Below are 14,250 nucleotides of genomic sequence, written 5' to 3' on the forward strand. Positions count from 1 at the left end.
TGAGTAGTACCCGTATTTTAACAGCTATAATCGCAATTTGGAGCATTTTAAAGGGCTTGTAAATGGATTGTAAGTGTGGTGAAAAATTGATATTTAATTGTAATTTAGATAATAATTTGTAATTATTATTGAATTCAATCGTCAAATAATTAGGAAGGGGGGAGGGCATGGACGAATATTCTATTGAGGAATGGTTTCAACAGTATGAAAGAGATATTACAAGTTTCCTTGTTTACTATACAGGCTCCCAAGAAGTGGAAGATCTTGTACAAGATACATTTCTCATTGCTTTACAAAAATTATCTAAATTCAATGGCGCGTCACATCCTAAAACATGGCTGATCTCTATTGCTCGAAACCGAGTTATTGATCTTTACCGGAGAAAAAAAGTGTGGGAAAGAATTATTAATGTCTTAGTTACAGACCAACCTTTTTCGGGTGATATTGAACAAGGAATGGTTAAAAATTTTGATCATATTCATTTAAACAAGGCGATCCATCAATTAGCTCCAAAATATAAAGAAGTTATCATTTTAAGAGGAATATTGGAACTTTCATCAGAAGAAACTAGTACGATTCTTCATTGTAGTAAGAATAAAGTAAACGTAATGTATCATCGATCTTTAAAAAAAGTCCGTGAAATTTTAGAAGAGGAGGGATTTATATATGGACGATAATCACCATTTACAGGAACAGTTTAAAAACCTCCCTAAGCATTCCTTAAATAAAGAGCAAAAAAAACGCATACTATTTCGTTTAAAGGAAGCACAACAGAAGAATAAGAAAAAAATATTAATTAAACCACTCCTAGGTATCATTTTTTCCATTATTTTGTTTGCCATATTGGTTGTTCCACAATTAAGCGATATAATTAACAACAATCAGTCCGATTCCTTTATTGAGTTAACTGCCCCTGCTGGAAAGGTTTTTCCATTATCTGATACCCAGTATGAAGTTATTGGTTTAGAAGGAAAAGTAGGGCTGTTGGGTTTGACTCCGTTTGTTGCAGAAGATAAACGTAGAGTAGCAAAGCTACTTATTTATTATTGGGGCAAACCCTCTGAACTTGTAAATAAACCTTATCAAGTCATGGCAATAAATCATTTCGGTGAAGAAATTACCTTAGCAGAAGGTAGTCTTTCTTCTTCACTATATAGTGAAGATGCTAATACATTAACAAATTTCTCACCATTTCCATCGGAAGGTATATGGCAACTCTCTTTCTATGTCGATGAAAAATTACATGGTGAATTTACACTTGATGTTCTACCTCCATTTCCAAAGACAGAGCACTATACATTATTGGATTCACCAAAGGAACTAACGGTCGGTGAAGAAACAGAAATTGGTATTGAAAGTTCCTGGAAAGATAAAGAGGAAATTGACGTTTCTTTAATTGATGAAAAAGGAAAAATAGTGGATCAATCCACCTTTGTACAAACGGTAATGAATTATGATGCAAATACAAATAGACCTAACTATCATTTTCACGGAAAGTTAACCTTTCCAGAAGATGGAATTTGGAATTTAATGATTGATGGAGAAGAAACACAGTCTTTCAAAAACTAATAAGTCCTGATAAGGTTTTATCTTATCAGGACTTCTCATTTTATTGAGCTGCTTTTTTCTTTTTCGCGGTGGTCTTCGTTGTTTTTTTCTTTGGTTGACTTGGTTTTGGCTTATCTTTTTTGGCCCTATCTAATGAGGCTTGGAGAGCACCCATTAAGTCGGTCACATTATCTGGTTTTGGTTTTTCTTTTGCGGTAGTTGTTTGATCTTTTTCTTTCTTTTCTTCAATTAAATCAAGTAAAGCTGTCCGGTATTCATCTTTATATTTTTCAGGCTCGAATTCTGTTGTAAGTTGCTCAATTAACATTTTTGCAGTATCCAACTCTTTGTTAGCAATTTCCGTTTCTTCAGGTACGTTGGGGACATCTTGAACATTACGAACTTCGTCTGGATAATGGATGGTTTCGACAACTAGCGTGTTATTATAAATACGAATAATCGCCAATTGCTCTTTGGAGCGAATTATCATTTTAGCAACGCCGATTTTTCCAGTATCTTTTAATGCTGCCCGAAGCAATCCATACGCTTTCCCTCCCCCTTCATTTGGAGATAAGTAATAGCTTTTTTCAAAATAGATCGGGTCAATTTCTTCTAATTTTACGAAGTCCATAATTTCGACCGATCGATCTTCCTGCTCTTTTTTCAATGCTTCTAAATCCTCATCATCCAAAACAACAAATTTATTTTTTGCATATTCATAGGCTTTAACAATCTCATCTTTTTCAATTTCTCGATCACAAACGGGACAGACTTTTTCATATTTAATCGGTGATTGGCATTCTTTATGTAACTGCCTTAAGGATACATCCTTATTTTCTGTAGCAGCATGAAGCTTCACCGGTATATTTACGAGGCCAAAACTAATTGTTCCTTTCCACATCGTGTGCATGAAGAATACCTCCTTTTATTTTTAGTTTGGCGAATTCAAACATTCTTATCCTTGTTGATTATTTTTGATGGAATAAGCCAATTTATAGAGGAAGGGAGTTTTTTGTGAATGGATGTTATGAAGCCAATAGCTAGTACAGATATTCCCACTGGGGAGGATTGGATATATGAAGTAAAATATGATGGATTTCGATGTGTGTTGGATTGGAAAGCAGATGGTACGATTCGACTAACAAGTAAAAATCAGAAGGATCTTTCCATGAACTTTCCTGAAATTATATCGTATTGTCAGGAAAATCAATCATTAGTTAATGATGTCCTCCCCTTACGACTTGATGGCGAATTAGTTGTGCTAAACAACGCCTATCAAGGGAATTTCTCATGGATACAAAAACGGGGAAGATTAAAAAATAAAGAATCGATTGATAAAGCAGGATTGGAACGACCTGCTACGTTTTTAGCCTTCGATTTACTACTTTTAGAAGATTCCAACCTAGAAAAACTCAGTTTGGAAAAACGGAAAAATATGTTGAAGGAATTGTTTACGAAGAATAGCTTGTCAGAACGAATCCGTTACATAGAGGCATTTAATAACTCAGAAAAGTTATGGAAAATCATATTTGATTACAAAGGTGAAGGCATAATCGCCAAAAGAAAAAAAAGTGTATATAGTCCTGGAAAAAGACATCAGGACTGGTATAAAGTAAAAAACTGGCGAACATTTCAAGGATTTTTATCAGAGTATGACAGTGAAAATGAATATTTTACTATGAATGTTTTTCATAATGATAGCATGATCGAGGTTGGCAAATGTAAACATGGATTAGATTCGGAAGCATTTCAAACGGTAAAGCAACTCTTTTTGACAAATGGAGAAAAAGAAAATAAGATCTATCGACTCCCTCCTGCTATTTGTGCTTCCACTCATTCCTTGGACATTTATCGCGGAGAACTTCGTGAACCAGAGTTCCATTCACTCCTTCCAAACCTTTCTCCGGAAGAATGCACTTTGGAAAAATTTGAACTTGATATGGCAATGCTACCTTCCTCATTTGAGGTGAGTAACACGGAAAAACTATATTGGCCAGATCATGATTTAACGAAAGGGGAATTGCTTGTTTATATGAGAGAAATCTCTCCATATATGCTCCCCTTTTTAGAAAATCGTGCATTAACATTAATACGCTGTCCAGATGGCGTAAATGAAGAATCTTTCTTCCAAAAACATTTACCAAGTTATGCACCTCCCTTTATTAAAGGATTTGGTGATGGAGATGATCGATTAATTATTTGTGATTCTCTTGATTCATTAACATGGTTTGCTAATCATGGTGCCGTGGAATACCATGTTCCTTTTCAACGTGTCGGTAGCAGGAATCCGATTGAAATAGTATTTGATTTGGATCCACCTGATCGCAGTAAATTTGCTTGGGCAATCCATGCAGCATTATTGATCAAACGTTTGCTTGATGATTTAGGGCTCACTTCATTTATAAAAACTTCTGGAAACAAAGGATTACAAGTTCACATCCCTATCCCTGAAGGCAGTATGTCTTATGATGATACAGCTGTTTTTACCCAAGCAATTGCTTGGACTGTAGAAAAGCAAAGTCCGGATTATTTTACAACCGAACGAATGAAAAATAAACGCAATGATCGGTTATATATTGATTACGTCCAGCATGGAAAAGATAAAACAATCATAGCTCCCTATTCTCCAAGAAAGACTGCTGAAGGAACAGTTTCTATGCCCATGTTTTGGGATGAAGTAAATGAAGATTTACGGCCTGAACAATTTACCATTAAAAATGGGATAGATCGGGTGCATGCTATTGGATGCCCTTTTGCGGATTATTTTGAAGTTGGAAAGAAGCAGGATTTGGATCGGGTAATGGAACTAATTAAGTAACCTTGTCTTATCAAGGATTGGATATACGGGCACTGGTGCTGGAGTTCCTGATTATCGGACGCTCGTTTCAGATCTTCGGACACTTTTTCTCGATTATCAGACGCATGTCTCGGAATTTCGGACACGCATAAACCATTAATTAAAAAACAGCCGCTCCATCAGGGGCGGCTGTTCCAATTTTATAATGAACTGCTGTCTTCAATTGCTGTCTTATCATTAAATGTTTTGATGTTTAGTTTTCCTAGGATACGTGATGTTAGTGTTCCGGAAACCATTGCACCATTTACATTAAGTGCAGTACGACCCATATCGATAAATGCTTCGATAGAAATGAGTAGTCCTGCTAAAGCTACTGGCATGTTCATAGATGAAAGAACGATCAGTGCAGCAAATGTTGCTCCACCACCAACACCAGCTATACCGAATGAGCTAATACCGATGATAACTACTAATTGTAAAATAAACCAAGGATCTAGTGGGTTGATTCCAACTGTCGGCGCGATCATCACAGCTAGCATTGCTGGATAAATTCCTGCACACCCGTTTTGCCCCATAGTTGCACCAAATGATGCAGACATATTTGCTACACCTTGGTCAACTCCTAGCGAATTTTTTTGTGCTGAAATATTTAATGGAATTGTTCCAGCACTTGAACGTGACGTGAATGCAAATCCTAATACTGGTATTACTTTACGTAAGTAAGTCATAGGATTTAATCCGAATACTCCAACTAATACTAAATGCAGGATGAACATGATCAATAATGCTACATAGGATGCCAGAACAAATTTACCTAGTTCAATAATACCTGCAAAGTTTGTGTTCGCTACCGTTGTTGCCATTAACGCTAAAATACCGAATGGAGTTAAGCGTAGGATTAGCGTTACAATACGCATAACTACGGAATAAATAGCATTGACCATTTTTGTGAACATTTCTGCTTGCTCTGGTTTTTTTCGACGCAAGCCTAATACCGCTATCCCAACTATGACAGAAAAGATAACAACAGCAATTACAGATGTAGAACGTTGTCCCGTCATATCTAAAAAGATATTAGATGGTATAAAGTTAAGGATCTTCTGTGGTGTTGATTGCCCTTGTACGACTTCATCTAAGGTAGATTCCAACATGGAACCACGATCCGTTTCTGCTTGCCCTGCTTCAATTTGCTCAGCACTTAAGTCAAATACAGTCGCAGTACCTATACCAATCAATGCCGCAACCATTGTTGTCGTAATTAAAATCCCAATAATCCAAGCTGACATTTTTCCAAGTTCAGCTGTTTTCTCAAGATTAATAATGGATTGGATAATCGATACCAATACAAGTGGAATTACAATCATCATGAGAAAATTAATGTACCCACGACCAACGATACTGTACCAATCCGTTGTCGTTGAAAGAACTTCAGAACCACTACCATAGATCCATTGAAGAACTCCCCCTAATACAATACCTAAACCTAAACCAGTAAATACTCGTCTAGAAAAAGAAACATGTTTTTTTTGCATAAAGATCAGTAGACCTATAATAGCTACTAATACAGCAATATTTAATAATACATACAAAATATCCATTTTGTGTATGCCCCCTGTCTGAATTTTTATTAGTATATGCACCTAATATTTTATCGCTCACTAATACTTTATAATTCCGATAAAAATAGTATGACTTTAATAAGATACAATGGTTTATATAAAGTGTCAAGCAATTGAATTTGAGATTCATAGTTTAATAAGATACAAAAAAAGAACTACCAATTCCGTTACCTACCGCACACCTAGGAATACTTTTTCGGATGCAAATTAGATAAATCGTCTCTTTAGAGTATATCAATGCAAACTGAATATTTATGATAAAATAAAACTATATATTGAAAATATTTTTCTAAAGTTTTATGCAGCAATCGGTCCAGTTTGTTGAAAATAAAAGTGAAAGGGGATTTATATATGGGGTTTATGGAAATTGTGCGTATTGTATTACCAATTGCAATTACAGGAGGGGTTGTATTATTTGTAGTTAAAAGGCTTGAACATAAACATAAACTAGGCAACCTAGGTAAGAAAAAAACAAATAAAGCTCAGAATTTATTAGATAGTTTAATACCAATGGGAATGCTTTTTGGTTGTCTTATCGGTGTAATTTCGGGCATGTTTTCACCAATTTCTCCATTAACTACAATTAGTTTAGGAACTGTAATTGGCTATTTATTGGGGTATTTTGCTTATGAAATTTATAGCAAGATAGGGGATAGTCCTTCATAAATAGCAATTTCTCAGAATAGGGGAAAGTGTTTAAGAAAAAGTAAATTTTTGTGTATGGCTCAGTTGTGATTGAACTGGGTAATCTTTTTATAAACAAAAAGCACCACATTTTGCGGTGCAATTTAATATACATTATTGCATATTATTTAGTATGCGAATTAGCGTTTTGCGATAGACAACATAAACCGTTAACAAAAGTAGACTCTATCACCCTAAAATATTTGCTTGAAGTTCGAGTTCCACATTCCCCTCAATAGCACGTGAAATCATACAGCTTTTCTCTGCTTTTACAACTAATTTTTCTAGCTTACTCCGTTGCTGTGCAGTTGCACTATGATCTAATCCTATGGTCGGTTTGTGAATGATTTTTTTATACGTAAAAACGCCGTTTGTAACATCAACAATCCCTTCCGATTCCAGGGACATTTCTTTAAGTGGTAATGCCGCACGCTCAATCATCGCAGCTAGTGTAATGATATAGCATGTAGCAGCTGCACCAAGTAGCATTTCATCTGGATTGGTACCAATACCCGGGCCGTCCATCTCAGGTGGAATTGATATTTTTGTTTTTAAATTACCAGCCTCAATATAGCCTTCACTGTTACGGCCACCTGGCCAATCCGCTTTTAAATGAAAATGATGTTGTACCATATAATCACCTCACGACCATTGTATCGCTATCAAAAGAGATATGCCATTACTTCGCCTAGTACAACCCCGATTATAACGATCAACCAAGCAGGTGTTTTCCAAAATTGCATAAGTGCAAATAGAATAACTGCTAATCCAAAATGAGCTCCACTTAAAATAGAGCTTGTAAAAACTGGATCATAAAAAGCCGCTAGCAAAATACCAACTACACTTGCGTTTACACCAGTTAATACACCTTGGAAGCTTTTTCGTTTACGTAATTCACTTAAAAACGGTAATGCTCCGATAATGAGTAAAAAAGATGGCAAGAACATTGCTACTGTGGCAACAATTCCACCAGTTATTCCCTTCATCATCGTCCCTAAGTAACTAGCAAACGTAAATAGTGGACCTGGTACAGCTTGAGCCATTCCATATCCGGCCAGAAACTCACTGCTTGTTAAAAGTCCGTTTGGAACAACTTCTTGTTCTAGAAGTGGCAATACAACGTGCCCACCACCAAATACAATCGAACCAACACGGAAAAATGTATCAAAGATGTTTACATAGCTATTCGATACCATTTGTGCTAATAGTGGTAATCCCAATAGTAGTAAAACTAGAATAGTAAGAGATATAATTCCTTGTGTTTTCGTAATAGAAACGGAAAATTGCTGCACTTTCGTCTCCGCTTGTTTGGAAAACATAAAATATCCTAGAATCGCAGCTCCGATAATAACGGAAATTTGTACAATAGCAGAAGGAAATAATAGCATGATTACAAGGGCACCAATAGCAATAGCAATTCGAGGTCGATCTGGTGTTAGTTTTTTTCCTAACCCTAATACTGCATGGGCAACTACTGCAACTGCTACAATTTTCAAGCTTGCAATCCAAGTTGCATCACCTAAAGCGAACGATTGAAATGCAAGTGCAAAAAGTATAAGTACGATAACTGATGGAATAGTAAAACCAAACCAAGAAACAATACCGCCTAAGATTCCACCTCGGAGCATACCGATAGCAATACCCACCTGACTACTGGCAGGACCCGGTAAAAACTGACATAAGGCAATGATATCAGCATATGTCTTGTCATCAATCCATTTACGTTTATCGATATATTCATTTTTAAAATAACCTAAATGGGCAACAGGACCACCAAATGATGTTAGTCCTAGTTTTAATGAGGTGCCTAAAATTTCAAACAAAGATCCTTTTTTTGGCATAACAACCTCCATGTGAGTATTTTCTATTAAAATAACATATTTGCGTGTGTAATACCTGAAATTTTACACAAAATTTACAAAGTGAAACTTATTTGCCTGTAAAAACGTATGTATAGTTACCGATGAGAAAGGAGTGCCAACCTATGAACACTAAAATAAATAACTATACAAAAACATATGATGCGCTTAAACACCGAATGAAGTGGAAGGTATCCGATAAACGCATCCTCATGTCCATTGCATCCATTTATACAATGAATGATACGAAATTAGATTCGGAAAAATTACTGCAACTAGCTGATACGATAAAGAGACGGGCAAGCTTATTCTCCTCGATGAGGTCATATCCTAGATTTACAACTGCAGCGATGCTGGATGTAAATTTTGACAACTCAGAAGAAAAAGTCGAACTGCTTTATGATTACTATGAACAATTTAAACGGGCTAAATTTAGTAGTGGGACCTTTACGTATATTGCAGCAACGATTCTTCTTACAAATCATACAGAACACCTAGCTGTTCCAACAACGATTCAAACGGCGAAGAATATTTATGATGGCATGAAAAAGGAACACGCCTTCCTTACTTCTTCTGGAGATTACCCCCTTGCAACGCTACTCGCTTTTCGGGAACGGGAAGATATTATCCAGCATATGGAATCCTATTATGAACAGTTAGCTAAGAATGGCTTCAGAAAGGGGAATGATTTGCAATTTCTGAGTCATATTCTTTCTTTAAGCGAAGATGGGAATATCCAAACAATAGTTAATCGAACTATGGAAGTCGCTGATATGTTACTTGATCACGGTATTAAAACAAAGACAACGTATTATCCTGCCATAGGTATTCTAGCGCTATTACCACCAGAAGAATTCGATGTTCATCAGATTATCGATATGTATGAGCAACTGAATCAAGTGAAGGATTTTAAGTGGCAGAAAGATATGAATGTATTAATGGCTGTTAGTTTGTTTGTTAATGAAAAAATAGATCATGCTGGATTGGCAGAAACGAGTATTTATACCGTGTTGGAAACTGTGATACAAGCCCAACAAGCAGTTATGATCGCAACAATAGCCGGAGCAACCGCTGCTACATCATCAAATAGTGGAAATTAGAAAGAACAAAAAGCAATCGAGCACATCATGGTGCAAGATTGCTTTTTTCATTTAAATACTCGGAGACTCCCGCGGAAAGCGCAGTGTATTTCCGAAGCGGCTATTCAGAGCGTATGTTACTGCGTATGTTACATCAATTACTAATTATAATCATTCCTTAGAAAAAGCAACAATCGTTACTAAAAACAGCCTTCATAAAAAATAGCTAATTTACTTTACTTCTCAATAATTTGATTCATGAAAGTTTCCATCGTTTCTTTTAATGCTGCTAAAGTAGATTCACTTTGATCTTTTGTTGATTCACAAACACCATAATAACATTTAATTTTTGGCTCTGTACCAGATGGTCGTAAGCATACCCAACTATTATTTTCCAATAGCATCTTATAGACATTCTCTTTCGGTAACTCAATTGTTTCTGTTTGCTTAGAGGATATAATTACTCGTTCACTAGATAAGTAATCCTCTGTTTTTTCTACTGTTAATCCACCAACAGTAGTCAATGGATTTTTTCGAATAGCTTCCATTATCTCCGTTATTTTTTCAGAGCCTTCCTTCCCTTTTAAGGTTAATGAAGTCAGCCCTTCTAAATAATAACCATGTTTTTCGTAAAGAACTTCTAAAGCATCTAAAAGTGTTTTTCCTTGCTGCTTCCAATAATGTGACATCTCACATGCCATCACTGCTGCTTGAACAGCATCTTTATCACGGGCAAAGCTACGGATTAAGTAGCCATAACTTTCCTCATAGCCCAATATAAACGTCTCGCCTGTTGCATCAAATTGGCGTATTTTTTCTCCGATATATTTAAATCCAGTTAATGTATTAATTGTCTCCACACCATAGGAGGTTGCGATCGCTCGTCCCAATTCAGAAGTAACAATTGTTTTAATGAATCGAGCATTGTTTAACACAGCTTGTTCTGAATGCGAAAGCAAGTAGTCAGCAAATAAAGCACCTAATTGATTTCCAGTCAGCACCGTATATTCGCCATCTTTATTCTTCACTGCAACGCCTAAACGATCTGCATCAGGGTCTGTCCCTAACAAAATATCAGCATTTTTTTGTTTACCTAGTTCGATAGCTAATGTAAATGCTTGATGCTCCTCAGGGTTAGGGGAAGCTACCGTCGAAAATTCTGGGTCTGGTATAGCTTGCTCTTTTACAACATCCACATTTTCAAAATGTAATTGTTCTAACCCGCGCAATACGAGGTCATTTGCAGTTCCGTGTAACGGGGTGAAGACAATTTGTAAATCTTTATTCTGTGTCAATCCATTTTGATCCATCTTTGTAATTTGGCGAAGTTGGTCAAGATATGCATTATCAATATATTGTCCAACCCAGTTTATCAATTGCTTTTCTTCTAATTCATCTTGTTCTAAAACAGGAACTGACAACTCATTTTCTGTTTCTTTTATAGCGGCAATAACCTGATTCGCTTCGCTTGGAACCATTTGCCCACCATCTTCATTGTATACTTTAAAACCATTGTATTCTGGTGGATTATGACTTGCAGTAATCATTACACCAGCAGCCGTAGCAAGGTAGCGTACAGCAAATGACAACAGTGGTGTTGGACGTAGTGATTCAAACACATGAGCCTTAATGTCATAAGCACCTAACACTTTGGCTGTTTCCACCGCAAATTCCTTTGACATGTACCTTGAATCGTAGGCAATAACAACTCCACGATCCTTCACATTTACAACATTTTCTAACAAGTACTTGGCTAGTCCATTCACTGCTTTCCGAACCGTATATATATTCATTCGGTTTGTTCCTGGTCCTAACACGCCACGCATTCCACCCGTACCAAATGTTAATTCTTTATAAAAAGCATCTTCTAATGCTTTGGGATCATCTTTTATATGCTCTAATTCTTCTTTTAGTGTTACTTCAAGATCAGGAAATGACTTCCACTCTTGATATACTTTTTCCCAACTATTCACTTTGCCATATCCCCCAATTTCAGTTATATGCTCAAATTTTAGCATACTTTCTGGTAATATTCTAATTACATTCTGCAAAAGGTTTATTCTTCCTAAAGAATGGTAAGAATTTTATTAATAACACATCTTCCAAATATTCAAGCAAACAGTTAGAATAAGAATATACTTATATTTTCAATAGAAAGTTGTGATGTGATTGTTTGATAAACGTTGGTTTCAAACATTAGTATTTTTTATCTTAGTTTTTCTATTAATCTTGTTAATTTCCGCTACTAATTTCATATTTGATCCAGTATTCAAATATGTAGGTGCCGTAGCCATTCCTTTCATTGGTGCCGGAATCCTTTATTACTTAACGAAGCCATTAATGGAATTATTTATGCGTTATAAAATTAATCATTCTATTTCCATATTACTAGTTTTCCTTGTATTAATCTTCGTTGGTTTTATCGTAACGATGTATATTGTGCCAATTGCCCAAAGACAGATTGTTAATCTAGCTAATAATATTCCTAAAATGGTTGATTGGGCGCAGGAAATCATTACATACTGGCAAGCCAATCAAACCTTGATCCCGGAAGAAGTAGATAACGCAATTAATAATTTCACAGAAAATCTTCAATCACATATTGAGGCTGTATTAAATTATTTATTTGGTTTTATCGGACAATTAATTAGTTTTATTTTCGCCTTGGTATTAATTCCTTTTTTCCTTTTCTTCATGTTAAAGGATGGGGATAAATTTGTACCCTTTATTACGAAAATATTTTCCAAGAAGAAAGCAGCAAACTTACGAAGTTTGCTTAGAAAAATGGATGATGTATTGACATCATTTATCCAAGGACAGTTAATTGTAAGTTTTTGTGTTGGGATATTACTATTTATCGGATATCTAATTATAGACTTACCATACTCTTTGACACTCGCTATCTTTGGTATGGTAATGAACGTTATTCCATTTGTCGGACCATTTTTATCCGTTATACCAGCTCTTATTGTGGGAGCTTTCCAAGATCCGATGATGATTGTATGGGTTGCTCTCGTGATGGTGATTGCACAGCAAATTGAAAGTAATTTCATCTCCCCAAATGTAATGGGGCGTGTATTAGCCTTACATCCATTAACTGTCATCACAATCATTTTAGCCGCTGGAAGTATTGCAGGCTTTTTAGGAATACTATTTGCTGTTCCAATTTATGCACTCGTGAAATCAATCATTGTTCATTTTTATGAGACATATACAGATTCTAAAAAAGATAGAGACGATGCGTTAATCTAATAAAAAGCGATCGAAAATTCGATCGCTTTTTTAGGTTGCTTCATATTCATATACGATAGATGACCCAATTTCGTAATATCCGATTTTACGATAAATACTGTTTGATGTTGGATTAGCTGCATCAGTATATAAACTACAAAACTTGTATCCATCCGCAAGTAGTTTTCTAGATAAAGCCGCAACAGCACTCGTTGCGTAACCGTTTCGTTTATATTTATCTGGAGTGTATACTGCATTAAGCGTTACACCATTTTTCGTTTTCCTTGAGTTATTTACCATCGATACAACTTTACCATCAACCTCCCATAAATAGATGGTCCGATTATCAATATAGCTTGTAGCCATTGTTTCGGCTTTTAATCGAGAAATATACATATTTGCTTCCACGCCAAATTGATAAAGCCACTTTGCTATTAATGTCTTGTGCTTATCCTTTGCCTGTTTTAATGTTCCATTTAAATTTGGGGGTACTTTTACCTCATCTAATTGATAAATAAGCTGATTCATTTGAACGTGAGCACGTTTACCTGTTAAATGGGCCCTGCTTTCAACAAATTTTTCTACTGCATCATTTGGACCTAATACACTAGGCACATCATAATTGTTTTCAAACAAAAAGAGCACAATGGATTCGATAACATTTTCCTCCAGCTGATCCACATCAGCTAGTATCCAATGGTTAGGAGGAGATTGCATAAATGCATAAATAATTTCATTGTCATTCTCTACAATTCCTAAATGAACACCCTCTTGATATGCATTTACGTTATTAAAACCACGATCCAATAACCCGAGCATCAAGTTATTATTTGCTTCATTTTTTAATAACAACCCCTCCACTTTTTCCATATACGTATGTAATGATGTTTCTAGTTTTACCTTCAAGAAATAACCCCCTTTTGAGCGAAATGGACAGCTTTACTTTTGCTAGATAAATTAATAATCATTTTATCGTAATTTCTTGTTTTGTAAAGGCTTTTTCCGCTAAACTAATATTGGGAGTGATATACATGACAAAAAAAGAATTAGAGAATAAATTGGATGAACTAAAGTCGGATTATGTTCGTATTCAAAGTGATTTAGATAAGTTAGTTTATGTACGAGGAAGGGCTTCCTCTGCTGAGGAGCAGTTGATTCGTTTAGAAAAAGAAATTGCTGAGGTTTATAAGAAACTGGAAGAACTAGAATAATTAAGGAATATATTGCAAGGCATCTATCGATATGTGTTTCATTGAATTATTTGAATAAACAGGGTATGATATACATAAGATGATGGTTAGGAAGAGGATTTCTCCTCTTCCCTGATACAGTGTTTGAACTCTCACTAGTCCGAGTGAGGGTTCTTTTTCTTTTTACGCTTACTTAACAGCACATCCAGCAGTTTCGCTACTGCAATAGAAAGGTTAAGCGAT

Annotated in this window: 13 protein-coding genes; 7 read left to right on the forward strand and 6 right to left on the reverse strand. The window is 35.7% G+C overall.

What is annotated here, in order from left to right:
* The first annotated feature begins 167 nt into the window (after window positions 1-167).
* Together ACFSTA_RS09570 and ACFSTA_RS09575 are read left to right on the forward strand one after the other, a co-directional pair.
* On the forward strand, window positions 168-677 hold the full coding sequence (locus ACFSTA_RS09570; RefSeq protein WP_377556403.1) for an RNA polymerase sigma factor: 510 nt from the start codon (window positions 168-170) through the stop codon (window positions 675-677).
* Window positions 667-1,569, forward strand: a complete 903-nt coding sequence (locus ACFSTA_RS09575) for a hypothetical protein (protein ID WP_377556404.1) — start codon at window positions 667-669, stop codon at window positions 1,567-1,569. The genes ACFSTA_RS09570 and ACFSTA_RS09575 overlap by 11 nt, the downstream gene beginning before the upstream one ends.
* Window positions 1,570-1,609: 40 nt before the next feature.
* Here ACFSTA_RS09575 and ku read toward each other — a convergent pair whose 3' ends face one another.
* Window positions 1,610-2,458, reverse strand: coding sequence for a non-homologous end joining protein Ku (gene ku, locus ACFSTA_RS09580; RefSeq protein WP_377556405.1), 849 nt, complete (start codon window positions 2,456-2,458; stop codon window positions 1,610-1,612).
* Between the two features lie 108 nt (window positions 2,459-2,566).
* Between ku and ACFSTA_RS09585 the strand changes: the two genes are divergently transcribed.
* Window positions 2,567-4,366 (forward strand): DNA ligase D, encoded by a 1,800-nt coding sequence (locus tag ACFSTA_RS09585; protein WP_377556407.1) that lies wholly within the window; start codon window positions 2,567-2,569, stop codon window positions 4,364-4,366.
* A 179-nt stretch (window positions 4,367-4,545) separates the two neighbouring features.
* On the opposite strand, the gene ACFSTA_RS09590 is transcribed toward ACFSTA_RS09585, so the two are convergent.
* Entirely contained in the window at window positions 4,546-5,943 is a 1,398-nt protein-coding gene (locus ACFSTA_RS09590) for an L-cystine transporter (protein WP_377556408.1), read from the reverse strand.
* Window positions 5,944-6,324: 381 nt separating this feature from the next.
* Here ACFSTA_RS09590 and ACFSTA_RS09595 point away from each other — a divergent pair, with 381 nt between their 5' ends.
* Window positions 6,325-6,630 carry a hypothetical protein gene (locus tag ACFSTA_RS09595; RefSeq protein ID WP_377556470.1) on the forward strand — a complete coding sequence of 102 codons (306 nt, stop codon included), beginning with the start codon at window positions 6,325-6,327 and terminating at the stop codon, window positions 6,628-6,630.
* A 207-nt stretch (window positions 6,631-6,837) separates the two neighbouring features.
* Here ACFSTA_RS09595 and ACFSTA_RS09600 read toward each other — a convergent pair whose 3' ends face one another.
* Together ACFSTA_RS09600 and chrA are read right to left on the reverse strand one after the other, a co-directional pair.
* Window positions 6,838-7,281 (reverse strand): OsmC family protein, encoded by a 444-nt coding sequence (locus ACFSTA_RS09600; protein ID WP_377556409.1) that lies wholly within the window; start codon window positions 7,279-7,281, stop codon window positions 6,838-6,840.
* A gap of 29 nt (window positions 7,282-7,310) precedes the next feature.
* A complete protein-coding gene (gene chrA / locus ACFSTA_RS09605) occupies window positions 7,311-8,489 on the reverse strand; it encodes a chromate efflux transporter (protein ID WP_377556410.1) in 1,179 nt (392 codons plus the stop codon).
* A 143-nt stretch (window positions 8,490-8,632) separates the two neighbouring features.
* On the opposite strand from chrA, the gene ACFSTA_RS09610 reads away from it, so the two are divergent.
* Window positions 8,633-9,607 carry a DUF4003 family protein gene (locus ACFSTA_RS09610; protein ID WP_377556411.1) on the forward strand — a complete coding sequence of 325 codons (975 nt, stop codon included), beginning with the start codon at window positions 8,633-8,635 and terminating at the stop codon, window positions 9,605-9,607.
* Window positions 9,608-9,822: 215 nt separating this feature from the next.
* On the opposite strand, the gene ACFSTA_RS09615 is transcribed toward ACFSTA_RS09610, so the two are convergent.
* Window positions 9,823-11,604, reverse strand: a complete 1,782-nt coding sequence (locus ACFSTA_RS09615; RefSeq protein WP_377556471.1) for a phospho-sugar mutase — start codon at window positions 11,602-11,604, stop codon at window positions 9,823-9,825.
* 151 nt (window positions 11,605-11,755) lie between these two features.
* Here ACFSTA_RS09615 and ACFSTA_RS09620 point away from each other — a divergent pair, with 151 nt between their 5' ends.
* Window positions 11,756-12,838, forward strand: coding sequence for an AI-2E family transporter (locus ACFSTA_RS09620; RefSeq protein ID WP_377556412.1), 1,083 nt, complete (start codon window positions 11,756-11,758; stop codon window positions 12,836-12,838).
* A gap of 30 nt (window positions 12,839-12,868) precedes the next feature.
* Here the strand turns inward: ACFSTA_RS09620 and ACFSTA_RS09625 are convergent, their stop codons facing one another.
* Entirely contained in the window at window positions 12,869-13,723 is an 855-nt protein-coding gene (locus ACFSTA_RS09625) for a GNAT family N-acetyltransferase (RefSeq protein ID WP_377556413.1), read from the reverse strand.
* Window positions 13,724-13,848: 125 nt separating this feature from the next.
* On the opposite strand from ACFSTA_RS09625, the gene ACFSTA_RS09630 reads away from it, so the two are divergent.
* Complete coding sequence (locus ACFSTA_RS09630; protein WP_377556414.1) at window positions 13,849-14,028, forward strand: SE1832 family protein; 180 nt, start codon at window positions 13,849-13,851, stop codon at window positions 14,026-14,028.
* Window positions 14,029-14,250: the final 222 nt, after the last annotated feature.

The sequence above is a fragment of the Ornithinibacillus salinisoli genome, from assembly GCF_042684965.1.
Taxonomy (GTDB): domain Bacteria; phylum Bacillota; class Bacilli; order Bacillales; family Amphibacillaceae; genus Ornithinibacillus; species Ornithinibacillus salinisoli.

What these genes read in the sequence shown, in the direction of transcription:
- ACFSTA_RS09595 (WP_377556470.1), top strand. Translation starts at nt 6,325, where the DNA reads ATGGAAATTGTGCGTATTGTATTACCAATTGCAATTACAGGAGGGGTT.
- chrA (WP_377556410.1), bottom strand. Translation starts at nt 8,489, where the DNA reads ATGCCAAAAAAAGGATCTTTGTTTGAAATTTTAGGCACCTCATTAAAA.
- ACFSTA_RS09630 (WP_377556414.1), top strand. Translation starts at nt 13,849, where the DNA reads ATGACAAAAAAAGAATTAGAGAATAAATTGGATGAACTAAAGTCGGAT.
- ACFSTA_RS09585 (WP_377556407.1), top strand. Translation starts at nt 2,567, where the DNA reads ATGGATGTTATGAAGCCAATAGCTAGTACAGATATTCCCACTGGGGAG.
- ACFSTA_RS09610 (WP_377556411.1), top strand. Translation starts at nt 8,633, where the DNA reads ATGAACACTAAAATAAATAACTATACAAAAACATATGATGCGCTTAAA.
- ACFSTA_RS09570 (WP_377556403.1), top strand. Translation starts at nt 168, where the DNA reads ATGGACGAATATTCTATTGAGGAATGGTTTCAACAGTATGAAAGAGAT.
- ACFSTA_RS09615 (WP_377556471.1), bottom strand. Translation starts at nt 11,604, where the DNA reads ATGCTAAAATTTGAGCATATAACTGAAATTGGGGGATATGGCAAAGTG.
- ACFSTA_RS09575 (WP_377556404.1), top strand. Translation starts at nt 667, where the DNA reads ATGGACGATAATCACCATTTACAGGAACAGTTTAAAAACCTCCCTAAG.
- ACFSTA_RS09600 (WP_377556409.1), bottom strand. Translation starts at nt 7,281, where the DNA reads ATGGTACAACATCATTTTCATTTAAAAGCGGATTGGCCAGGTGGCCGT.
- ku (WP_377556405.1), bottom strand. Translation starts at nt 2,458, where the DNA reads ATGCACACGATGTGGAAAGGAACAATTAGTTTTGGCCTCGTAAATATA.
- ACFSTA_RS09590 (WP_377556408.1), bottom strand. Translation starts at nt 5,943, where the DNA reads ATGGATATTTTGTATGTATTATTAAATATTGCTGTATTAGTAGCTATT.